Below are 20235 nucleotides of genomic sequence, written 5' to 3' on the forward strand. Positions count from 1 at the left end.
GCGTCACTTCGCTTGCGGCTGCCCCTTCGACCACCAGGTCTCCGGCAGGTAGCCGGACAGCGCGGTGGCCTTTGGCCGTTCTATCCGATTCCAGCGCGCGATCCATTGCTCGGATACGTTAAACAGGGGGATTGTATAGAAACCGGAGATCAAGGCGCGGTCGAGCGCGCGCACCGCCGAGACGAAGGCCGTGTGATCACGGGCCTCGAGGAGAGCGTCGATCATGGCATCGACGGCGGGATCTTTGGCGCCCATGTAGTTGCGGGTGCCCGGATTGTCGGCGGCCGCGCTGCCCCAATAGAAATACTGCTCGTTGCCGGGCGACAGCGACTGGTCCCAGCGGTTCTGGATCATGTCGAACTCGTAGCCGAGCCGGCGCTGGTCGAACTGCACGGGATCGACCGCGCGAACGCTCGGCTCGATGCCGGCGCGCTTGAGGTCGCGCTGGAACGCGAGCGCGATGCGCTCCTGGTCGCGGGTCGTCACCAGCATCTCGAAGGTGAAGGGGGCTTTTGTCACGCGGTTACGCAGGACGGTGCCGTCGAGATCGTAGCCGGCGTCCGACAGCAGCTTGAGTGCCGCGCGCAGCGTCGTCCGGTCGCGCCCCGAGCCGTCGGTGACGGGCAGGTGGTAGCTGCCGTCCATGATGTCGGGCGGGATCTGCGCGGCGAAGGGCTTCAGCAGTTCGCGTTCGCGCGCATCGGCAGGCCGGCCATAGGCCGAGAGGTCGGAGCCGGCGAAATAGCCGGCAACGCGCGAATAGAGTCCGAAGAAATAGTTGCGGTTGACCAGCTCGAAATCGAACAGCAGCGTCAGTGCCTGGCGCACGCGGATGTCGGCGAAGATCGGACGGCGCGTGTTGAACACCAGGAATTCGGAAGGCTGCGGCACGCCGGGTTTGATGGTGTCGCGGATCACTTCGCCGCTTCTGGCGGCTGGAAAGTCGTAACCGTCGTGCCAGCGCAGCGGCTCGTGCTCGACGCGGAAATCATAGAGGCCGCGCTTGAAGGCTTCGAACTGGCCGTTGGCCTCGCGAAAATAGTCGAGCCTGATCTCGTCGAAATTGTAGAGCCCGCGATTGATGGGCAGGTCGCGGCCCCAATAGTCGGGATTGCGGGTCAAGCTCACGCTGGCACCGGGCTTCACCGCCATGATCCGATACGGGCCCGAGCCGATCGGGCCGGTCAGCGTCGTCTCCTCGAAGGTCGCGACGTCCACTGCATGCTTCGGCAGGATCGGCATCAGGCCGAGGATCAGCGGCAATTCCCGGTCGTTGGCGCCGGCCAGGTCGAAGCGGACGGTGAGAGGGTCGGGCGCCTCGGCCTTGGCAACCTTAGAGTAATATTGCCGATGGTTGGGGCGGCCGTGATCGCGCAGCAGCTGCCAGGAGAACAGCACATCCTCCGCCAGGACCGGCTTGCCGTCGGAGAAGCGGGCGCGGGGATCTAGGCGGAACGTGACAAAGCTCCGCGCGTCATCGGTCTCGACCGATCTGGCGATAAGGCCGTAGAGCGTGAACGGCTCGTCATTGCCGCGCGCGAGCAGGCTCTCGATCACGTAGTTCCGCACCGGCTGCACGGCCAGTCCCTTGACGATGAAGGGATTGAGGCTGTCGAAGGTACCGAGAATGCCCCAGGTCAGCCGGCCGCCCTTGGGGGCATCGGGGTTGGCGTAGGGCATGTGGGTGAAATCGGCCGGCATCGCCGGCCTGCCGTGCATCGCGATCGCATGGGCTTCCTCAGCCCGTACGCCGCTTGCGGAGAGCGCGGAGGCGAGGACCAAGGCGAGAAGACTGAGGCGGGTGCCAAGGCCCTCAAGAAGGCCCTCGAGAAGGCGCTGGAACATGGACATCGGCACACGTTGATTCGAGGACCTGCGGGCCTGAATCCTATCACAAGGAATTTCACGGATCGCAGGCCCGGGAGCGGTTCAAGGCGTTGTCAAAGACGCTTGTCGGCATTGATCTTTCCGTCGGCCACGTTAAGAAGGCACGCAATCGCGCACGAGCGCCGAGCCCGTCACTTATCCGCCTCAATTGACGGGGAGAGAGCCGCGCCAGGCGGCTCGGTTCGGTGCTTCGGAGCGGTTCGGGCACTTCCCGTTCAGAAAGGGTTTTCCGCAATGAATTTCCGTTACTTGGCCGCGTCCGTCCGGCCGCGCGGGCGACTTTTCGCCCTGTTGACGGCGACGGCGTTGGTCGTCCCGTTTGCTGCTGAGGCCCAGGCTCCCGCGCCGGCCCCCGGCGCGCCTGCCGCGCCCAAGGCGGCCCCGGCCGCCCCGAAAGCCGCTCCCAAGGCGGCTCCGAAGGCTCCCGCGCCGGCCGCCCAGGCTCCCGCCCAGCCGGCTCCCGCGCCGGGCGCTCCGGCGCAGCAGGGCGCGGCCGCCCAGCCGGCTGATCAGCAGATCCAGCTGATCTATGCCCCCTGGACCAAGTTCTGCCTCAAGGGTCAGGACGCCAACGCCAAGCAGGTCTGCTTCACCGGCAAGGACGGCCGCATCGAATCGGGCCAGCCTGTCATCGCGGCCGTGATCATCGAGCCGGAAGGCGAGCCCAAGAAGATCCTGCGCGTGACGCTGCCGCTCGGCATGCAGCTCGTGCACGGCACCCGCATCATCGTGGACAACAACGCGCCGTTGCAGAGCCCCTATGTGATCTGCTTCCAGAACGGCTGCATGTCCGACTACGAGGCCACGCCCGAGCTCATCGGCAACATGAAGAAGGGCCAGAACCTCGTTGTCCAGGCGATCAATGCCAACGGCGCGCCCCTGACGCTGCCGCTGCCGCTCGCCGGAGAATTCCAGAAGGCCTATGACGGTCCGCCGACGGATCCGAAGGTGTTCGAGGAAACCCAGAAGAAGCTCCAGGAAGAGCTTCAGAAGAAGGCCGACGAGCAGCGCAAGAAGCTCGAGCAGAACGGTGGCGCGCCCGGCGCGGCTCCGGCTGGTCAGAAGTAAGCGGGCTCAAATCCCGGACATGAAAAAGGCGCTCGGTTCGAGCGCCTTTTTTGCTGGCCGCTTGATGGCGGCAAAACTCAATTCAAGCGGCGGCCGGTCAGTTCAGCGACGGATTGCGCGGGCGATAGCCGCCGGTTTTGTCCTTGATGAAGATCTCGGCAACCTGGGAATGGCGGATCGGCTCGCCGGAATCGTCCGGCACCAGGTTCTGCTCGGAGACGTAGGCGACGTATTCCGACTCAGCGTTCTCCGCGAGCAGGTGATAGAACGGCTGGTCCTTGTGAGGCCGCACCTCTTCGGGAATCGACAGCCACCATTCCTCGGTGTTGTTGAATTCCGGATCGATGTCGAAGATCACCCCCCGGAACGAGAAGATCCGGTGGCGCACGACCTGTCCGATCTGGAATTTGGCGGTCCTCGCTTTAATCATTCCCCGTCGATAGACCAGGATTGTGGCCGATGCTAGTGCCCTGATCTGGAATTGACCTTCGACTAAGGGGTGGATAACCCCCAAATCTTCAGAAAACACTTTATCAATGATCGATATCCTCAATCTGGCGCTACCTTATTTCGGCTTGATCTTTGTCGGATTCGCCTGCGGCAAAGTCAAATCGCTGCCGGAATCGGGCCTCGCCTGGATGAACTTTTTCCTGCTCTACGTGTCGCTGCCGGCGCTGCTGTTTGCGATCATGTCGAAGACGCCGTTTGCGGAATTGAACAACCCGCCGTTCCTGGTCGCGACCACGCTGTCCACCGTTGTGGCATTCACCCTGGCGCTGATCGTCGGCAAGGTTTTGGGACGGCTGACGCTGCGCGAGGCGACGCTTGCGGGCCTCTCCGGAGGCTATGGCAATATCGGCTATATGGGGCCGGGGCTGGCGCTCGCCGTGCTTGGGCCGAAGGCCTCGGCGCCGACCGCGCTGATCTTCTGCTGCGACAGCATCTTCCTGTTCACGATCGTGCCGCTGCTGATCGAGCTCTCCGACCGCGACCATCCCTCGTTGGTCCATGCCTTCGGCGTCGTGCTGAAGCAGATCGTGCTCAACCCGCTGATCATGTCAGCCTGCTTTGGCGCGGCCGTGGCGGCGCTTCATATCGAGATGCCGGTCGCACTCGACCGCACCATCACGTTCCTTCAGAACGCAGCCGCACCGACCGCGCTGTTCGTGCTCGGTGTGACCGTGGCGCTCCGCCCGTTCAACCGGGTGCCGTGGGAGGTGCCGGGTGTGATCGCGGTGAAGCTATTGATCCACCCGCTGGCCGCGTTCGGCCTGATGCTGGCGTTCGGACCGTTCGCGCAGCCCTGGGCCGCGACCGCCGTGCTGATGGCCTCGCTGCCGCCGGCGCTGAACGTGTTCGTGATCGCCCGGCAGAACGACGCCTGGATCGAATCCGCCTCCGTCGCGGTGCTGCTCGGGACCTTCGCGTCCGTGGTCACGCTGACCAGCGTGATGTGGGCGATCCAGACCGGCCGGCTGGCGTTTCCGTAAGCGAGCCTACCGCCGCCACGTCGGGGTCAGGCCCTCGCGCATGGCGAAGCGCCGCAGCGGGCCGATGGCGCCGAGCAGGTGCATGCCGACCGCGCGGACCGGCTGGAGCGGCAGGAAATCGTTGAGCAGGGAGCGGTTGGCGATGTCGATCGCAAACGTTCGGCTCAAAATATCCGGGCGCCGCGCCCGGTCGTAGCGCTTGAGCACGTCGGGCGCGCCGGGATCCTGGCCCGCAGCGATGGCTTCGCCCGCAAGCCTGGCGATGTCAGCGGCATCGCGCAGACCAAGGTTGAGGCCCTGGGCTCCGATCGGCGGGACCACATGGGCGGCTTCGCCGACCAGCGCGATGCGATCGCGGCCGAAGGATTTTGGACGTTCGATCGCCAGCGGAAACAGGTTGCGGCCCGGCTCGACCGTCATGCGTCCCAAAATGGAATGCGACTGCTTCTCGATCGCGGCGGACAGCTCCGCGTCGCTCAAGCCGCGAAGCCGCTCGGCCTCGGCGGGGGCCGAGACCCAGACGATGCTGGAGCGGTCGCCGGGCAGGGGCACGAACACGCAAGGGCCATGCGGCGTGTGGAACTCGGTCGAGACGTTGCGATGCGGGCGCGCGTGGCCGACGTTGAAGGTCAGCGCGGTCTGCGTCAGGTCGCGCCGCGTCACGGCGATGCCGGCGGCTTCCCGGCACAGCGAGTGCCGGCCGTCGGCGCCGACCACGAGCCGGGCCGAGAGGAATTGAGCGGACGCCGTGCGGACCGCGACGTCGTCGGCTTCGATGACGACGCTTTCGGCCTCGTCATCGCAACGGACGAGGTTGGGCAACTCGGCCGCGCGTTCTTCCATTGCCAGCATCAGCGAGCGGTTGTCGATGTTGTAGCCGAAGGCGTCGAGCGCGATTTCGTGGCAGGAGAACCGGACCTCCGGCGCCCGGAACAGCCGGCCGGTGTCGTCGACGAGGCGCATGATTTCAAGCGCGGCCGCCTTGCCCTTGCAGCGCGGCCAGACGTCGAGGCCCTCCAGGAGATCGACGGAGGCGCCGAGCAGGGCGGTGGTGCGGTTGTCGGCATAGGGCACGCGCCGCGCCACCAGCGCGGTCCGCGCGCCGGCCTGCGCCAGTGCGATGGCGGCCGCCAGTCCAGCCGGTCCGCCGCCGATCACGGCCGCGTCATGGAGTGTCGATGCATCTGTCATGGAACGACAATTGACATGCTGCGCGGCAAATTCAAGCCCGGCTATATTTCCTTGATTTTGTGGCGAATTGTGCGACCGAGCGCCGCAATGGCGGATGTGCAAAGCGGTCTCATTCTGATAGCAGAAGCCATGGATACCCAAGAGGATTCCCTGAAGCCGAAACCGGCGATCCGCGCCGCGGCTTTTTCGGTGCACATCTTCACCGCATTCGGCGCGGCCATCGCGCTGCTGGCGATGCTGGAGGCCGTGCGCGAGCATTGGGCGGCGATGTTTCAGTGGCTGGGCGTCGCCCTGATCATCGATGCGATCGACGGGCCGATCGCCCGCCTGCTGAAGGTCAAGGACGTGCAGCCGAACTGGTCGGGAGACGTGCTCGATCTCGTGGTCGACTTCGTCACCTATGTGTTCGTGCCGGCCTATGCGATCGTGGCGAGCGGGCTGTTGCTGCCGGTGGCCGCGCCGCTGCTCGGCATCGCCATCATCGTCACCAGCGCACTATATTTCGCCGATCTGCGCATGAAGGCGGACGACAATCATTTTCGCGGCTTTCCGGCGCTGTGGAATGCGGCGGCGTTCTATCTGTTCCTGCTGCACTGGCCGCCGCTGGTATCGACGCTGCTGGTCGCGGCGCTTGTCGTGCTGACCTTCGTGCCGTTCCACGTGCTGCATCCGGTCCGGGTCGTGCGGCTGCGCTGGCTGACGATGTCGCTGATCGCGATCTGGGCCGTGCTCGGCCTCTATGTGCTGGAGATGGATTTTCGCGTCGGCACCGGCGTGACCATCGTGCTCTGCGCCATCGCGCTCTGGATCAGCTTCAGCGACGCATTGATCCGCCTGGCAAGATCCTTCGCATGATGCACCTCCTCACGAGCCCTGAAGCCTGGGCCGCGCTACTCACCTTGACCGCGCTCGAGATCGTGCTCGGCATCGACAACGTCATCTTCCTGTCGGTGATCGTCTCGCGCATCCCCGAGAAGCAGGCCCACCGCGCCCGCCAGATCGGGCTCGCTCTGGCGCTGATCTTCCGCATCATCTTGCTCAGCCTGCTGGTCTGGCTGATCGGCCTGACCGCGCCGGTGTTTTCGTTTTCAGGTTACGGCTTCTCTTGGCGCGATCTCATCCTGATCGGCGGCGGCCTGTTCCTGATCGCCAAGGCGACGCACGAGATCCACGCCGAGGTCGAAGCCGATGACGGCGAGGGCGACCGCGAATCCGGTGGCAACGCCTTCTTCTGGGTGATCGTCCAGATCATCATCATCGACATCGTGTTCTCGCTGGACTCGATCATCACCGCGATCGGCATGGCGCAGGATATCGAGATCATGATCGCGGCGGTCGTGATCGCCTGCCTGGTCATGTACATTTCGTCGGGGCCGGTGTCGCGATTCGTCGCGGAGCATCCGACCACCAAGATGCTGGCGCTGGCGTTCCTGGTGCTGATCGGCGTCGCGCTGGTCGCGGACGGATTCCAATTCCACATTCCGCGCGGCTACATCTACTTCGCAATTGCGTTCTCGGCGGCGGTGGAATTCTTCAACGTGCTGGCGAAGCGCAACCGCAGGAAAGTCCGCAAGTCGTCCGTTTAGCCGTTCCAATCTGGGTCGAGTTGACAAGGCGGGCGCGATGTCTTTCGCTCAGCGGCGAGAAGACCGAGAGGAGGTCAGGTGATGACCAAAGCCGTCCGTGTGCACAAGGTCGGAGGCCCCGAAGCCCTGGTCTATGAGAGCGTCGAGGTCCCGGCGCCGGCTACCGGCGAGGTGCGCATCCGCCAGCATGCGGTCGGGCTGAACTTCATCGACGTCTACTATCGCACCGGCCTCTACAAGGCGCCGGGGCTGCCCTTCATCGCCGGCAACGAGGCGTCGGGCGAGGTCATCGCCGTCGGGCCCGGCGTGACGCATTTCCATCCCGGCGACCGCGTCGCCTACTACCACAATCTCGGCGCCTATACCGGCGAGCGCAACATCCCCTGGGAGAAGCTGGTCAAGCTGCCCGACCACATCACGCACGAGCAGGGCGCCGTGCTGATGCTGAAGGGGCTGACGGTCTGGTATCTCCTGCACAAGACCTTCAAGGTCGAGCCGCATCATCGCGTGCTGATCCATGCCGCGGCCGGCGGCATCGGCTTGCTCGCCTGCCAATGGGCGAGGGCGCTCGGGGCCCATGTCATCGGTACTGTCGGCTCGCGCGAGAAGGCGGAGCTTGCGGAGGCCAATGGCTGCGACCACGTCATCCTCTACAACGAAGAGGATTTCGTCGCGCGCGTGAAGCAGATCAGCCGCAACGAGGGCTGCGACGTCGTTTATGACGGCGTCGGCAAGGCGACCTTCCCGGGCTCGCTGTCCTGCCTGAAGCCGCGCGGCATGTTCGTCTCGTTCGGCAATGCCTCGGGGCCCGTGCCGCCGTTCTCGATCGCCGAGCTCAACAATCACGGCTCCCTGTTTGCGACGCGGCCGAAGCTCAACGACTACGTCGGCACGCGCAAGGAGCTGCTGGAAGGCGCCGACACACTGTTCGCCGCCGTCATCAACGGCAAGCTGCACGTGCCGATCAACCACGCCTACGCGCTCAAGGACGCCGCCAAGGCCCATATCGATCTCGAAAGCCGCAAGACCACCGGCGCGTCGATTTTGAAGCCGTAGGTCTGCCGGCATCGACGGTTTCGTAGGGTGGGCAAAGGCGCAGAGCGCCGTGCCCACCATCTCTCAACGATGACTACGAATGGTGGGCACGCTTCGCTTTGCCCACCCTACGAGACCGTCTCTACGCCACGCGTCTTGCCGCGCCGGCCCTGGTCAAGATCCCGTCGAGACAATCGATCATCTCGGCGATCTCTCCCTTCGTGACGTTCAGCGCCGGCATGAAGCGCAGCGTGTCGAGCTGCGGCGCGTTCAGGAGCACGCCGGCCTCGAACGCCTGCGCGACGATGCCCGGTGCGATCGGCAGCTTGAGGTCGAGCGCGAGCAAGAGGCCACGTCCCCGCACGCCCCCGAGGCCGTGCCGGGCCGAGACCTTCTGCAACTCGCTTTCGAGCAGCAGACCGGTCTCGGTGACCGCCTTCAGGAAGTCGGGCTTGCCGATCTCCTCCAGCACCGCGAGCCCCGCCGCGCACATGATCGGGTTGCCGTTGAAGGTCCCGCCTTGATCGCCGTGCTCGAAGCAGGATGCCCGTTCGGTTGCCAGCAGGGCCGCGAGCGGCACGCCGCCGCCGATGCCCTTGCCGAGCGTCATGATGTCGGGCGCGATGCCGGTGTGCTCGTAGTGGAAGAGTTTTCCGGTCCGGCCTATGCCGGTCTGGATCTCGTCGAAAATGAGCAGCAAGCCATGTGCCTCGGTGAGCGTGCGCAGCTCCTGCAGGAACTGATCGGTCGCGGGCCATACGCCGGATTCACCCTGGATCGGCTCCAGCATCACCGCGACGGTGTTGTCGTTGATCAGCTTCTCGACCGAGGCGATGTCGTTGAGCTTCGCCTTCTTGAAGCCCGCGACCTTCGGCTCGAACAGCGGTTCGAACGCCTTCTTGCCCGAGGCCGACATCGTCGCCAGCGTCCGGCCGTGGAAGCCGCCTGCGAAGCTGATGATCTCGAACGCGCCGTTCCTGTGCAGGCTGCCGTATTTGCGCGCGAGCTTGATCGCGCCCTCGTTGGCTTCCGCACCCGAATTGGCAAAGAACACCTGGTCGAACGCGCTGTTTGCGACAAGCCGCTGGGCAAGTTTCAGGCTCGGCTCGTTGTAGAACGCCGGGCTCGGCGTCAGCAGCCGCTTGGCCTGCGCGGACAGCGCATCGGCGATTGCGGGCGGAGAGTGACCGAGGCAGTTCACGGCCCAGCCCTGCACGAAATCGAGATAGCGCTTGCGGCTGTCGTCCCAGAGGTAGGAGCCCGCGCCGCGGACGAACACGGCCTTGGGCCGTGCGGTGATGTCCATCAGCGCGTCAAACGGATGCGTGGTCATGTCGAACTCCTCTGGAGGCGGGTGGAAATGGGGCGCAAAAAGCAGAAAGGCCGCACCTTGCGGGTGCGGCCTTCTCGAAAACTCGGCTGAATTCAGTGGTTCAGCGGCGTCGTCGGACATGGCGCACCCTCTCGTCGTCGCGGGAGCGACGGCGGAGCATTTCGGTGCGCTGATGGGTCCGAGCGTTGATCATGGGGCGGGTCCCTACAGCCGAAGGGCAGGGCTTGTCAAGCCCATGCTCGGGCAGCGTTCAACCTTCTACGACCGCGCGAGCGTCGCGTTCACGAGCATCGAGCGATGGTCGCTGGCCGGCACTGTAGGATGGTCTCGCCTCGAGGATCGGCGCCTCCACCCCGACGGCCATCAGTGTCGTGACGATGATCGTCAGGGCGACGTACAGGATCAAACCCGCGGGGCTCTCTGCTGCGCCGAGGCGGTCCAGCGCTGCCAGCACGAGCAGGTGGAACAGATAGACCGAGTAGGAGATGCGGCCGAGGAAGAGGCTTGCGCTGACAAGGAATGGCCGGCTCGCAAGACGCGGCGCGAATGCAAGCGCGGCTACGATCGCGGCGGCGCCGAACGCGGATGCGTAGAGGTGGAACAGCGCCTCGAGCGCGAGCGACGGCTGGCCGGCAAGCCGAAGCGTGAGCGCGAAGGCGGCGCTGCCGACGACGAGGAGCGTCATCCCCGCGCGCACTGGGGTGACCGCGCGCAGCAGGCGGCCGTCCGAGACGGCAAGATACAGGACAAAGCCCCAGGCAATGGCATCGACGCGGAACACGACAACGCGGCGCACCTCCGGACCCCAGTCGGCCCAATCCCCGAAGGCGAAGCGGACAATCGTGACCACTCCGATATAGATCATCGCGGCTAGAAGCGCCGTCCGCCGGCGACCGGGGACAAACGCCGACGCAACCAGCAAGAGAACGGGAAAGGTCACATAGAACCATTCCTCGACTGACAAGCTCCAGGCGATCGCGAAATAATCGTGATCGTTGGCTTGCCCGACCAGGTTCTGCACATAGAAGGCGTAACGAACGAAATCCGCGCTGAACGTTTGGTGCGCCGTGATCGAGACGAGAACGAGCGCGATCAGGTAGGGCGGCACAGTGCGCATCCATCGCCGCACGAGGAAGACGCCGAGATTGCGCAGGCGAAAGGAGCTTGCGGCCACCATCAGGATCTGCGGGGCCAGGACGTAGCCGGACAGCACGAAGAAGATTTCGACGCCGAGAATCGAGATGGTTTCCGCAGCCGGCGCACTGGCGGAACTGGTCATGAAAAAATGCGGGATCGCGACGGAGAAGGCGGCGATGCCGCGCAAGAGATCGAGCGAAGCGATCCGACCCGTCACGTTGCAATCCCGCAGGCCTTGAGGCCGCGCAAGGTTGCATCCGCGAGCGCCTTGTTGCCGGCGGCGCTGAAATGACCGCTGTCCGTGCGCAGGATTCCCGTGCGTGAATACGCGTCCTTCAGTTCGGGCGAGGGATCGACGATGCAGATGCCGGGCTGGCTGCCGACGGCCTCCATCATCATCGTCAGGCTGTGTCCGAGCTCGCCCTGAATGTCGGGTGACGGAATGAGCAGGAGCACAAAGCGATTGTTGCGGACGGCCGCTTCACGGGCAAATGTTTGGATCAGCGACACGCCAAGACGCCGCAAGGCGGCCATGTCTTCCCGCGGCGAAGCGAGGCTTGCGGCATTGAATTGCTCGGTGCGGGTGAACTTGCGATAGATCGCGGTCGCCACGTGGAACGAGAAGGGAAAGGCGAGCGGAGTCCACTCGGCGGCGGGCATGTCGCTGGTGATGGCAGCGCGGATCGCGGCGACATCGGCTGCGGGGCGGGGGATCAGCACGAGGCGGTCTTTCTCAAGCACGAATCTCGGCTTGGTCAGGCTAGCCCGCGGAGAATGATCATCCGACAGCGAGTAGAAGGCCGGGGACGAGGCCCCGGCGCCGACGAGCATGAGTTCGATGAGCCCGAGAATGACGATCGAATCCGAACGTGAATGCTCGCGATACAGCAGCAATGTCTGGTCGATACTGAAGCCGCCGATGCCGTGATTATCGATTCCGCAGCCCAGGGCTTGCGAGACCAGATATGGCCAGGTTTCTGCGGCGGCGACATCCGGGCTCTGGGTGAATGACCCGCCCCATGCGGAGCCGCAAGTTGCGGCGCCGGCCTTCGGCACGGGCAGTGTCGGAAGTTCGCCCTGCCGGGGCCAGCCGGTGAACGAGCCCTCGCGCTCATGGGGCAGCATCGCGGCGATCTCGGCATCGAGCCGCCATGGCTTGTAGAGCAGATATGGATTGCCGCGCGCGATCGAGGCGAGCCCGAAGCCGAAGATGTCGGCGATGGCCACAAACAGCGCGAGTCCGATGGCGCGCCGGACGATCGGAGCCATCTTAGAAATACTTGTAGTGGAAACGCGACGTAACGGCCTCGTCCGAGAGCAGAAGCAGCGCGCCAAGCACAAGGGCAAGCACGGCGAGGGCCAGCAGGGCGCGATTTTTCAACAGGCGTTTCGCAACCCCTGACGGGGCGCCTGGAGGGGCTTGATCGTCGATCATGATGCCGTCCGAGCGGAGATATTGGTCGGTGTTACCGCGACTCAGCGTAAAGTTCAATCACTGCGATAGTTGCGGTCGGGCCATTTTCGGCGGTCTTAGGCTGCCGTATCCCGCGGAATCGATGGCGCGGTTGCGATCGGCAACCGCCCGCTCCGGGTCGCTTCGCCGAGCGTGGCTCACTCAGCATGTTGATCGCGCCAATCTGCACTCCGCAATAGATTGAATGTCATTTGATTGCCGTACAGAAACCATTGCGCCTCTAGCGCGTTTGTGATCGAAGGACGCGACTTGGTTCGAACCGAATCCATCACGGATCAGACCAAGAAGGCGGGACCAACCAGATAGTTCAAACACCTTGTCCGATACGCCTTATCCGATCGACCTCGACAGCATTCGCGGCGCCTTTCCGCCGGGCATCGAGGCGCCGTCCCTGCTGGTCGACTTTGCCGATTGGCTGAACGGGCGCCCCTGGGGCAGCGTCGGCCGTTTCTCCCTGCAAGGCCAGTTCTCCGATCAGGCGCCGATCTTCGACGGCAGTCCCTTGCGCGACAGGTTTTCGCTGTTCATGCGGCTGCCGGATGGCTCGGCCGTCGGCGGCTGGTATGGCGCGGGCCTTGATCGCGACAATCCGCCGATCGTGGGGTTGGGCTCCGAGGGCGATTACGAACTGCTCGCGTCGAGCCTCGACGGCTTGCTGGCGAAGCTGACGTCGCAGCAATTCGACAAGGCCTGGAGCGATCTCAAGCCGCATGACGAGGTCGAGTGCCAGACGGACGAGCTCGCGAAATGGCTTGCCGGACAGCCGGTCGGCGACAAGGCGGCGTGTGACGACGGCGCAGCGGAGCTTCCCGACTTCCGCGGTTTCGTGGAAAAATGGAGCCGGGATCGCGAAGACTATTGGGCCAATCATCGCTTGATGGCCGAGCTCGGTTGGCGGCTCGCCGCGCATCTGCCCAAGGGCAAGAAGCCCTGGGACAAGACGCATTTCGAGGTCGCGATCGTTGGCAAGCAATATGAAGCGCGCGTCCTTTCGCGCGGGCCGCAACCGTTCGAGGAGGCGGCCTCGATCGAATCCCTGCTGCGCGATCTGCGCGAGGAGATGCGCAAGGCACAGCCCGAGCTCGGGCTGTGGCACGCGATGAAATTCGGTCTCTATGCCGACGGCCGCGTCATGCCGAACTTCGAATACGATGTGCGCCCGATCATCGACGGCGAGCCGGCGCAGCTCTCCGAAGCAAAGGCCGATCTCGCGCGCGCACCAAGGCCGGAGCGCTGGGTGCCGAAATGGCTGGCCTGACTGCATCCACAACGTCATTGCGAGCCTAGCGAAGCAATCCAGAATCTTTCCGCAGAGGCAGTCTGGATTGCTTCGCTACGCTCGCAATGACGGAGAATGCGGCGGCGGTGTGCGACCTCTCCACCGTCATCGCGAGGAGCCCTTCCGACGAAGCAATCCAGACTGTTCCCGCGGAGGAGGTCTGGACCGCCTCACACGCAGCCATGACGCGGGAACGGCACCTTCGATCCCCCTTGACTTAGAGTGCGCTCGAAGGGGTATCTGTACGTGCGTCAGTACGAGAACGGGCACACATGAAGATCGGCGACCTCGCAAAACGAACCGGCTTGTCGGCTCACACGTTGCGTTATTATGAGCGCGTCGGGCTGCTGCCATACGCAGACCGGGATCGTTCCGGCCAGCGTGACTTTGACGCATCGATCCTCACATGGATCGCATTCCTCGGTCGGCTCAAGACCACGGGAATGCCGATCCGGGACATGTTGCGTTATGCGGCGCTTCGTGATGAAGGCGAAGCCACCGGGCCAGCCCGGCGGCAGATGCTGGAAATCCACCGGGAACAGGTTCGCACGCAGATTGCCGAACTCCAGGAATGCCTGCTCGTCCTTGATACCAAGATCGCCGGCTATGCCGGCGACGAACAGAGGACGAAGGAAAATGACGCACGTCCAACCACAAGCCGAAAGCCGCTTCGATCGCGGCCAGCGGGCCCTGTCACGCATTGACGGCAGAGCCGGCGAAAAGGTCGTCGCCTCACTGGCCGACATCGCTCCGGATTTCGCACGATACGTGATCGAGTTTCCCTTCGGCGACATTTACAGCCGCCCGGACCTCGGCCTGCGCGATCGAGAGATCGCGACGGTCGCCGCGCTGACGGCGCTCGGAAATGCCGCGCCTCAGCTCAAAGTGCATATCGAGGCGGGTCTGAACGTCGGGCTGTCTCGCGACGAGATCGTGGAGATCATCATGCAGATGGCCGTCTATGCGGGCTTCCCGGCGGCGGTGAACGGGCTGTTCGCAGCCAAGGAGGTGTTTTCCGCGCATGACGGACGGTAGGCGTCGGGAGAAGCGACCTGACGAATTTGCTCCACGACGCGAAGCGCGCCGATCTCGCCCGTGCATCCAGGCCGGAGCGCTGGGTGCCGAAATGGTTGGCGTGACGGCATCCACGTCATCATCGCGAGCGCGGCAAAGGCGATAGCGGACCCGTCATCCTTCGAGGCTCGCTCTACGGCGCGCTTGCGCCGCAGAGCGAGCGCCTCAGGATGACGGTGATGGAACGATAATCGCTGTGTGGCTTGGTTGCCGTGAGCGGAGCAATCCAGAATCTTTCCACGTTGATGGTCTGGATTGCTTCGCTACGCTCGCAATGACGGAGCGCCTCAGAACCCAGCGACACTACCGTGCAGATCGTACTGATCCGCGCGCTCGATCTTCGCGGTGACGATCTCGCCGACGCGCAACGGGCGGCGGCTGGAGAGATAGACCGCGCCGTCGATCTCCGGCGCGTCGGCCTTGGAGCGGCCTTTTGAAACCGTCGGGCCGACCTCGTCGATGATGATCTGCTGGCGCGTGCCGACCTTGCGCTTCAGCCGGCGCGCGGAGATCTTCTGCTGGCGGGCCATCAGCGCGTTGTAGCGCTCCTGCTTGATCTCTTCGGGCACGGGGTTCTCGATCGCATTCGACGTCGCACCGGCAACCGGCTCGTATTTGAAGCAGCCGAGGCGATCGATCTCGGCCTCATCCAGCCAGTCGAGCAGATAGGCGAAATCGGCATCGGTCTCGCCGGGGAAGCCGACGATGAAGGTCGAACGCAAAGCGAGATCGGGACATTCCTCGCGCCAGCGCTTGATCCGCGCCAGCGTCTTGTCCTGTGCTGCGGGGCGCTTCATCGCCTTCAGCACCTCGGGGCTCGCATGCTGGAACGGGATGTCGAGATAGGGCAGCACCTTGCCCTCGTTCATCAGCGCGATGACTTCGTCGACATGCGGGTAGGGGTAGACATATTGCAACCGGACCCAGGCGCCGAGTTCGCCGAGCTCGCGCGCGAGGTCGAGGAATTTGGCGCGGACCTGGCGATCCTTCCACGGGCTCTCGGCGTATTTGAGATCGACGCCGTAGGCCGAGGTGTCCTGCGAGATCACCAGCAATTCCTTGACGCCGGCGCCGACGAGGCGCTCGGCCTCGCGCAACACGTCATTGGCCGGACGCGAGACGAGATCACCGCGCAGCTTCGGGATGATGCAGAAAGTGCAGCGGTTGTTGCAGCCCTCGGAGATCTTCAGATAGGCGTAGTGGCGCGGCGTCAGCTTGATGCCCTGCGGCGGCACCAAATCGAGATGCGGATTGTGGGCGGGCGGCAGCGCGCGGTGCACGGCGTCCAGCACGCTCTCATATTGCTGCGGGCCGGTGATGGAGAGCACGCCGGGATAGGCCTGCTCGATCTGCTCGGGTTCCGCGCCCATGCAACCTGTTACGATCACCCTGCCGTTCTCGGCCATGGCCTCGCCGATCGCCGAAAGCGATTCCTGCTTGGCGCTGTCGAGGAAGCCGCACGTATTGACGATGACGATGTCGGCCCCGTCATGCTTGCGGGCGAGCTCGTAACCTTCCGCGCGCAGGCGCGTGATGATGCGCTCGGAATCCACCAATGCCTTGGGACAACCAAGTGATGTGAAAGATATACGCGGCGCTCTATCCATGTAATCGCCTGGACCCTGCATCTGAATTGTTCGGATATGCGATCCAACTAATTGATCCGATGGGAAAATTCAACCGTCACGCAGGAAGATATGGACCGATTGAACGTTTTTTTGATCGGCTGAAAGCTGGTTCCGATCGAGCTCACCGAAGCGATGAAGGATGCGCTCTACCGGCCGTGCTGGTTGGAGGCCTGCTTAATACCCACAAACGGTACAGGAGCGGACATCCGCCAGCCAACGCGATGGGCCACATCCGGACGTTGCGGTGAGCGTCGAGAAGTTGTAGGTGCATCAGTCGCCAACCAAGTTAAATCAACGAATGCGCTCCGACGATCAGCCAAATCCCACGGATGAGTTCGATCTGCTCTACACCCGTGGCGTGGCTGGATGGAGTGACTTGTACGTTGTGGCCCGCAACACTCAGATCGCTGTAGGCATCACGCACGTCGCGTCAGACCCGATAGCAGAACTGTCCGAACTATGTTGCAGGCTCTTACGAGGGGAGCCTCAGTGCATGGCCCGACTGCTTGACGAGCCCGGCGCAACCATACTTGCGGCATCCATTTATCCAGCTCAAAAGCACATAGCTCACATTGAATTTTGGTCCTGCCGAAGCTGGGATGATTCCCCTCCATGCGGAACGTCGATTTTGAGCGCGGACGTCAAAGTTCGGCAATTCGTGGGTTTGGTATACCGCCAATTTGAGAAAGTGCGATGGCTCTACGAAGAGCCAAGTTATCAAAAGAGAGGTGACCAGTTTCCACATGTCGCATTTGAAACGCTACAGCGATTGTGGATGGATTCATCGCGTTAGCGGCTCGGATTGAGCACGTGAGTTCTGCTTCGTGTCCGAAAGCCGACTCTCGCTTTAATGAGTACATGCCCTAATTGGCGAGCGTGTGCGGCGAGTCGAATGCACCAGTGCCTAGGGACTGATCCTGATTGGGTGGGTGCTTAACACCCGTAAGCGACACAAGAGCGGATATCTGCCAGCCAACGCCGTCGGCCAAAGGCGGACATTTTAACTAAGCATGTGGTACCGCTCTGTCAGCTGAGCGAGCTGCGAGCAGAAAATGGATATTGCCAAGAAGGTAATCACAAGACTCCCGCTGGAGGAGCTGTGGAACGAAAAAGGCAATCTGAACGCAGAATGTGTCGCAACGGGGCTGAATGCAGCGGACGTAACAGAAATGATAAAGGCAGGAGCGACTTTCGTCGTTGCTGACGTTGGGCTGCCGCCGCGCTGGATAGATCCAGCAAATCGCTTTGAGTTCTGGAAAACTGAGGTGAAGCCTCGACTTGCAGAATCCGATGAACCCGTTTTCCTTAAGCGTTTCCCCGGGGAGTATTGCTATTTCGCTTCGAAATGGCGACTTGCTGACAAGCTTTCGCTGATTGTACTTGAAAGACACCACTGACCGGCAGTGGTAGCCAAAACAGTCGCGCTACAATGATCTGGAGGTAATAGTGGTCCACGATCTGATCGCCGCGGCCGAGAGAGTCGCTGACGAGCGAGCATTCATTCGGCTCTTGCAACTGATGGCGCTGGACTGGGAAGATCAGCGGCAAAGGGAGTTGGTGAAGCCATCGTCACCATACTCAGCCGGAGCAAACGGCTGGGAAAGCGGCTCGATTGGACAATTCTTGGAGTCCGCAGCAGCTTGGGCCGAGGCCGCGTCGCCCGCCGCTAACTCTGGGCCAGACGTATCTGATGCTTGGCGTCGCGCGGCAATGATTATGGTCGCTGGAGCATTCTATGAATGACAATCCAAAAGCCGATACCTCGCGTTAGTGAGTACACGTTGATGGTTCGGATGACAGCCGCCTTCGGGCGGCATTTTCTTTGGGAGTGGGCGGCCCCAAAGTTTACATTCCTTGTCTCAGGCGCACCCGAGCGACACGAAGCTGACCTTGGGCGCAGCCGTCTGATCCATATCCAAATCTGCCTGATTGACAGGCCTGAGCTAGTCCCAATTGCCCATAATTACAACCCTTTGCATCGCCCTCCGGCATGCTATGGATGAATCGCCGGGTGGTGAGTGAGCTATGAGCGCCGAACAGTCGCCTAAAATCGTGATTGTCGACGAGAGCCCGATCCGGGCCGCGATCCTCGAGGAGGGGTTGCGGGAGGCCGGATTCACGCAGGTGGTCCATATCCGCGAGATGCAGAGCCTGCTCGCCCGTATTTATGCGGTGGACCCTGATATCATCCTGATCGATCTGGAAAACCCCAGCCGCGACGTGCTTGAGGCGATGTTCCAGGTCAGCCGCGCCGTGAAGCGGCCGATCGCGATGTTCGTGGACCAGAGCGATTCAGCCTCGATCCAGGCGTCCGTGGAGGCGGGCGTATCCGCCTACATCGTCGACGGGTTGAAGAAGGAGCGCATCAAGCCGATCCTCGACCTCTGCGTGTCCCGCTTCAACGCCTTCGCCAAACTCCAGGAGGAGCTGGAACGCACCAAGTCGCAGCTCGAGGACCGCAAGATCATCGAAAAGGCCAAGGGAATTTTGATGAAGGTCAAGGGCCTCACCGAGGACGAGGCCTACGTGCTGCTGCGCTCCACGGCGATGCGCGAGAAGAAGAAAATCGGCGAGATCGCGCAGTCGATCATCACCGCGTCGGAGATGCTGAAATGACCGCTCCCCTCCGCATCGGGTTCATCCCGCTGGTCGACGCCGCCGCCCTGATCGTCGCCGTCGACAAGGGCTTTGCCGCCGCCGAAGGGCTCGAGGTCGAACTGGTGCGCGAGGTCTCCTGGTCCAACGTCCGTGACAAGCTCAATATCGGCCTGTTCGACGCCGCGCATCTGCTGGCGCCGGTGGCGATCGCGTCCTCGCTCGGGCTCGGCCACGTCAAGGTGCCGATCGCGGCGCCCTTCAACCTCGGTATCAACGGCAACGCGATCACGGTCTCGCCGGCGCTGCATGCCGCGCTGATGGAGGAGATCGACGGTGACCGCTTCGATCCGCTTGTCACGGCGAAAGCGCTGGCGAAGGTCGTCGCGAAACGGCGCAAGCTAGGTGCCGATCCGCTGACCTTCGGCATGACCTTCCCGTTCTCGACCCACAATTACCAGCTGCGGTTCTGGATGGCGGCGGCCGGCGTCGATCCGGACGAGGATGTGCGCCTCGTGGTGCTGCCGCCGCCCTACATGGTCGATAGCCTCGCCAATGGCCATGTCGATGCGTTCTGTGTCGGCGCGCCCTGGAATTCGGTCGCAGTCGATCTCGGCATCGGCCACATCCTGCATTTCGTCTCCGACATTCTCGTGCGCGCGGCAGAGAAGGTGCTGGCGGTTCGCCAGGTCTGGGCCGACAAGCATCCGGATGTGGTGGCAGCGCTGGTGCGCGCGGCCGTGAAGGGCGCCGCGTTCATCGAGGACCCCGCGAACCTATCTGAGGCGGCGCGGATCCTGGCGCAGCCGGAACGGATCGGCGTCGATGCCGAAGTCATCCAGCGAACCCTCACCGGGCGCCTGAAGATTTCTCCCGACGGCACCCTCCGCGAGAGCGGCCGCTATCTCCTGGTCGGACGCGAAGGGGCAGGGCGCCCCGATCCGGTCCAGGCGGCCTGGCTCTATGCGCAGATGGTGCGCTGGGGGCAAACGGCGTTGACGCCTGACGGCGTCAAGACCGCGATGGCCGTGTTCAGGCCGGACCTCTACGACGCAGCCCTCGGTCAGCAATCGCCCGCTGAAGCTCCCGCGGCGTTCGGGGCATTTGCGGGCCCGGCCTTCGATCCCGGCAACATCCGGGGGCATCTGGAGGCCTTCGAGGTCGGACGCTGGAAGGCCTGATTCGGCCTCTGCATCGTTTTTGGGCGGAAGAGACCATCGGCTAAATTTTGAGCCGCCTGCTCGAATTTCATAAGAGTTCCGGACCGGGATTTGCCGAGTGTGTCTGCAACCAACTGAAATCAAAGCAATTTTCATTTCATCGAAGCTGGCACGCAACTTGTATGTTGCAGTGCGGCCAGCTTGTCACAGACGCCTGCTGAGCCAAGTCCCGCAGCAACGAAGCTGACCGGACCGTTGGGTGCGCAGCCGGCTTCTTGAGCCAGCCGAGTTCCTCGCG

General features: G+C 63.3%; 19 protein-coding genes. 11 read left to right on the forward strand and 8 right to left on the reverse strand.

What is annotated here, in order from left to right; genetic code table 11:
* Window positions 1-3: 3 nt before the first annotated feature.
* On the reverse strand, window positions 4-1851 hold the full coding sequence (locus tag OWC48_RS05760; protein WP_282519094.1) for an extracellular solute-binding protein: 1848 nt from the start codon (window positions 1849-1851) through the stop codon (window positions 4-6).
* Window positions 1852-2121: 270 nt separating this feature from the next.
* Between OWC48_RS05760 and OWC48_RS05765 the strand changes: the two genes are divergently transcribed.
* Window positions 2122-2955, forward strand: coding sequence for an invasion associated locus B family protein (locus tag OWC48_RS05765; RefSeq protein WP_282519095.1), 834 nt, complete (start codon window positions 2122-2124; stop codon window positions 2953-2955).
* A gap of 97 nt (window positions 2956-3052) precedes the next feature.
* Here OWC48_RS05765 and hspQ read toward each other — a convergent pair whose 3' ends face one another.
* Window positions 3053-3385: a heat shock protein HspQ gene (gene hspQ, locus OWC48_RS05770; RefSeq protein WP_014495177.1), complete on the reverse strand. Its 333-nt coding sequence runs from the start codon at window positions 3383-3385 to the stop codon at window positions 3053-3055.
* Window positions 3386-3491: 106 nt separating this feature from the next.
* Here hspQ and OWC48_RS05775 point away from each other — a divergent pair, with 106 nt between their 5' ends.
* A complete protein-coding gene (locus OWC48_RS05775) occupies window positions 3492-4445 on the forward strand; it encodes an AEC family transporter (protein WP_282519096.1) in 954 nt (317 codons plus the stop codon).
* Window positions 4446-4451: 6 nt separating this feature from the next.
* Here OWC48_RS05775 and OWC48_RS05780 read toward each other — a convergent pair whose 3' ends face one another.
* A complete protein-coding gene (locus OWC48_RS05780) occupies window positions 4452-5636 on the reverse strand; it encodes a UbiH/UbiF family hydroxylase (RefSeq protein WP_282519097.1) in 1185 nt (394 codons plus the stop codon).
* 87 nt (window positions 5637-5723) lie between these two features.
* Here OWC48_RS05780 and pcsA point away from each other — a divergent pair, with 87 nt between their 5' ends.
* From pcsA to OWC48_RS05795, 3 genes are all read left to right on the forward strand, one after another.
* On the forward strand, window positions 5724-6491 hold the full coding sequence (gene pcsA, locus OWC48_RS05785) for a phosphatidylcholine synthase (protein ID WP_282519098.1): 768 nt from the start codon (window positions 5724-5726) through the stop codon (window positions 6489-6491).
* Window positions 6488-7222, forward strand: coding sequence for a TerC family protein (locus OWC48_RS05790; protein ID WP_282519099.1), 735 nt, complete (start codon window positions 6488-6490; stop codon window positions 7220-7222). Before pcsA ends, OWC48_RS05790 begins: the two co-directional genes overlap by 4 nt.
* An 81-nt stretch (window positions 7223-7303) precedes the next feature.
* Window positions 7304-8278: a quinone oxidoreductase gene (locus tag OWC48_RS05795; RefSeq protein ID WP_282519100.1), complete on the forward strand. Its 975-nt coding sequence runs from the start codon at window positions 7304-7306 to the stop codon at window positions 8276-8278.
* 121 nt (window positions 8279-8399) lie between these two features.
* Here OWC48_RS05795 and OWC48_RS05800 read toward each other — a convergent pair whose 3' ends face one another.
* The 4 genes from OWC48_RS05800 to OWC48_RS05815 all read right to left on the reverse strand — a co-directional run bounded on the left by OWC48_RS05800 (window position 8400) and on the right by OWC48_RS05815 (window position 12162).
* On the reverse strand, window positions 8400-9590 hold the full coding sequence (locus OWC48_RS05800; RefSeq protein ID WP_282519101.1) for an acetylornithine transaminase: 1191 nt from the start codon (window positions 9588-9590) through the stop codon (window positions 8400-8402).
* 250 nt (window positions 9591-9840) lie between these two features.
* The gene (locus OWC48_RS05805; protein ID WP_282519102.1) at window positions 9841-10944 is read right to left on the reverse strand and encodes an acyltransferase; all 1104 of its coding nucleotides are present in this window, start codon (window positions 10942-10944) and stop codon (window positions 9841-9843) included.
* On the reverse strand, window positions 10941-11996 hold the full coding sequence (locus OWC48_RS05810; RefSeq protein WP_282519103.1) for a hypothetical protein: 1056 nt from the start codon (window positions 11994-11996) through the stop codon (window positions 10941-10943). Before OWC48_RS05810 ends, OWC48_RS05805 begins: the two co-directional genes overlap by 4 nt.
* Window position 11997: 1 nt before the next feature.
* On the reverse strand, window positions 11998-12162 hold the full coding sequence (locus OWC48_RS05815; RefSeq protein ID WP_248877631.1) for a hypothetical protein: 165 nt from the start codon (window positions 12160-12162) through the stop codon (window positions 11998-12000).
* A gap of 355 nt (window positions 12163-12517) precedes the next feature.
* Here OWC48_RS05815 and OWC48_RS05820 point away from each other — a divergent pair, with 355 nt between their 5' ends.
* The 3 genes from OWC48_RS05820 (at window position 12518) to OWC48_RS05830 (ending at window position 14515) form a co-directional block, all read left to right on the forward strand.
* A complete protein-coding gene (locus OWC48_RS05820) occupies window positions 12518-13459 on the forward strand; it encodes a hypothetical protein (RefSeq protein WP_282519104.1) in 942 nt (313 codons plus the stop codon).
* A gap of 293 nt (window positions 13460-13752) precedes the next feature.
* Window positions 13753-14184, forward strand: coding sequence for a MerR family transcriptional regulator (locus OWC48_RS05825; protein ID WP_282519105.1), 432 nt, complete (start codon window positions 13753-13755; stop codon window positions 14182-14184).
* The gene (locus OWC48_RS05830; protein WP_282519106.1) at window positions 14117-14515 is read left to right on the forward strand and encodes a carboxymuconolactone decarboxylase family protein; all 399 of its coding nucleotides are present in this window, start codon (window positions 14117-14119) and stop codon (window positions 14513-14515) included. The genes OWC48_RS05825 and OWC48_RS05830 overlap by 68 nt, the downstream gene beginning before the upstream one ends.
* A 326-nt stretch (window positions 14516-14841) precedes the next feature.
* On the opposite strand, the gene rimO is transcribed toward OWC48_RS05830, so the two are convergent.
* Window positions 14842-16161 (reverse strand): 30S ribosomal protein S12 methylthiotransferase RimO, encoded by a 1320-nt coding sequence (rimO, locus tag OWC48_RS05835; RefSeq protein WP_282519107.1) that lies wholly within the window; start codon window positions 16159-16161, stop codon window positions 14842-14844.
* Window positions 16162-17234: 1073 nt separating this feature from the next.
* Here rimO and OWC48_RS05840 point away from each other — a divergent pair.
* From OWC48_RS05840 to OWC48_RS05850, 3 genes are all read left to right on the forward strand, one after another.
* Window positions 17235-17579: a hypothetical protein gene (locus OWC48_RS05840; RefSeq protein ID WP_282519108.1), complete on the forward strand. Its 345-nt coding sequence runs from the start codon at window positions 17235-17237 to the stop codon at window positions 17577-17579.
* 628 nt (window positions 17580-18207) lie between these two features.
* The gene (locus OWC48_RS05845) at window positions 18208-18798 is read left to right on the forward strand and encodes an ANTAR domain-containing response regulator (RefSeq protein ID WP_027559205.1); all 591 of its coding nucleotides are present in this window, start codon (window positions 18208-18210) and stop codon (window positions 18796-18798) included.
* Window positions 18795-19958, forward strand: a complete 1164-nt coding sequence (locus tag OWC48_RS05850) for a CmpA/NrtA family ABC transporter substrate-binding protein (protein ID WP_282519109.1) — start codon at window positions 18795-18797, stop codon at window positions 19956-19958. Before OWC48_RS05845 ends, OWC48_RS05850 begins: the two co-directional genes overlap by 4 nt.
* The last annotated feature ends 277 nt before the right edge of the window (window positions 19959-20235 follow it).

It is taken from the genome of Bradyrhizobium sp. Arg816, from assembly GCF_029989365.1.
Taxonomy (GTDB): domain Bacteria; phylum Pseudomonadota; class Alphaproteobacteria; order Rhizobiales; family Xanthobacteraceae; genus Bradyrhizobium.

What these genes read in the sequence shown, in the direction of transcription:
- OWC48_RS05760 (WP_282519094.1), bottom strand. Translation starts at nt 1,851, where the DNA reads ATGTCCATGTTCCAGCGCCTTCTCGAGGGCCTTCTTGAGGGCCTTGGC.
- OWC48_RS05765 (WP_282519095.1), top strand. Translation starts at nt 2,122, where the DNA reads ATGAATTTCCGTTACTTGGCCGCGTCCGTCCGGCCGCGCGGGCGACTT.
- hspQ (WP_014495177.1), bottom strand. Translation starts at nt 3,385, where the DNA reads ATGATTAAAGCGAGGACCGCCAAATTCCAGATCGGACAGGTCGTGCGC.
- OWC48_RS05775 (WP_282519096.1), top strand. Translation starts at nt 3,492, where the DNA reads ATGATCGATATCCTCAATCTGGCGCTACCTTATTTCGGCTTGATCTTT.
- OWC48_RS05780 (WP_282519097.1), bottom strand. Translation starts at nt 5,636, where the DNA reads ATGACAGATGCATCGACACTCCATGACGCGGCCGTGATCGGCGGCGGA.
- pcsA (WP_282519098.1), top strand. Translation starts at nt 5,724, where the DNA reads ATGGCGGATGTGCAAAGCGGTCTCATTCTGATAGCAGAAGCCATGGAT.
- OWC48_RS05790 (WP_282519099.1), top strand. Translation starts at nt 6,488, where the DNA reads ATGATGCACCTCCTCACGAGCCCTGAAGCCTGGGCCGCGCTACTCACC.
- OWC48_RS05795 (WP_282519100.1), top strand. Translation starts at nt 7,304, where the DNA reads ATGACCAAAGCCGTCCGTGTGCACAAGGTCGGAGGCCCCGAAGCCCTG.
- OWC48_RS05800 (WP_282519101.1), bottom strand. Translation starts at nt 9,590, where the DNA reads ATGACCACGCATCCGTTTGACGCGCTGATGGACATCACCGCACGGCCC.
- OWC48_RS05810 (WP_282519103.1), bottom strand. Translation starts at nt 11,996, where the DNA reads ATGGCTCCGATCGTCCGGCGCGCCATCGGACTCGCGCTGTTTGTGGCC.
- OWC48_RS05815 (WP_248877631.1), bottom strand. Translation starts at nt 12,162, where the DNA reads ATGATCGACGATCAAGCCCCTCCAGGCGCCCCGTCAGGGGTTGCGAAA.
- OWC48_RS05825 (WP_282519105.1), top strand. Translation starts at nt 13,753, where the DNA reads ATGAAGATCGGCGACCTCGCAAAACGAACCGGCTTGTCGGCTCACACG.
- OWC48_RS05830 (WP_282519106.1), top strand. Translation starts at nt 14,117, where the DNA reads ATGACGCACGTCCAACCACAAGCCGAAAGCCGCTTCGATCGCGGCCAG.
- rimO (WP_282519107.1), bottom strand. Translation starts at nt 16,161, where the DNA reads ATGGATAGAGCGCCGCGTATATCTTTCACATCACTTGGTTGTCCCAAG.
- OWC48_RS05840 (WP_282519108.1), top strand. Translation starts at nt 17,235, where the DNA reads ATGGATATTGCCAAGAAGGTAATCACAAGACTCCCGCTGGAGGAGCTG.
- OWC48_RS05845 (WP_027559205.1), top strand. Translation starts at nt 18,208, where the DNA reads ATGAGCGCCGAACAGTCGCCTAAAATCGTGATTGTCGACGAGAGCCCG.
- OWC48_RS05850 (WP_282519109.1), top strand. Translation starts at nt 18,795, where the DNA reads ATGACCGCTCCCCTCCGCATCGGGTTCATCCCGCTGGTCGACGCCGCC.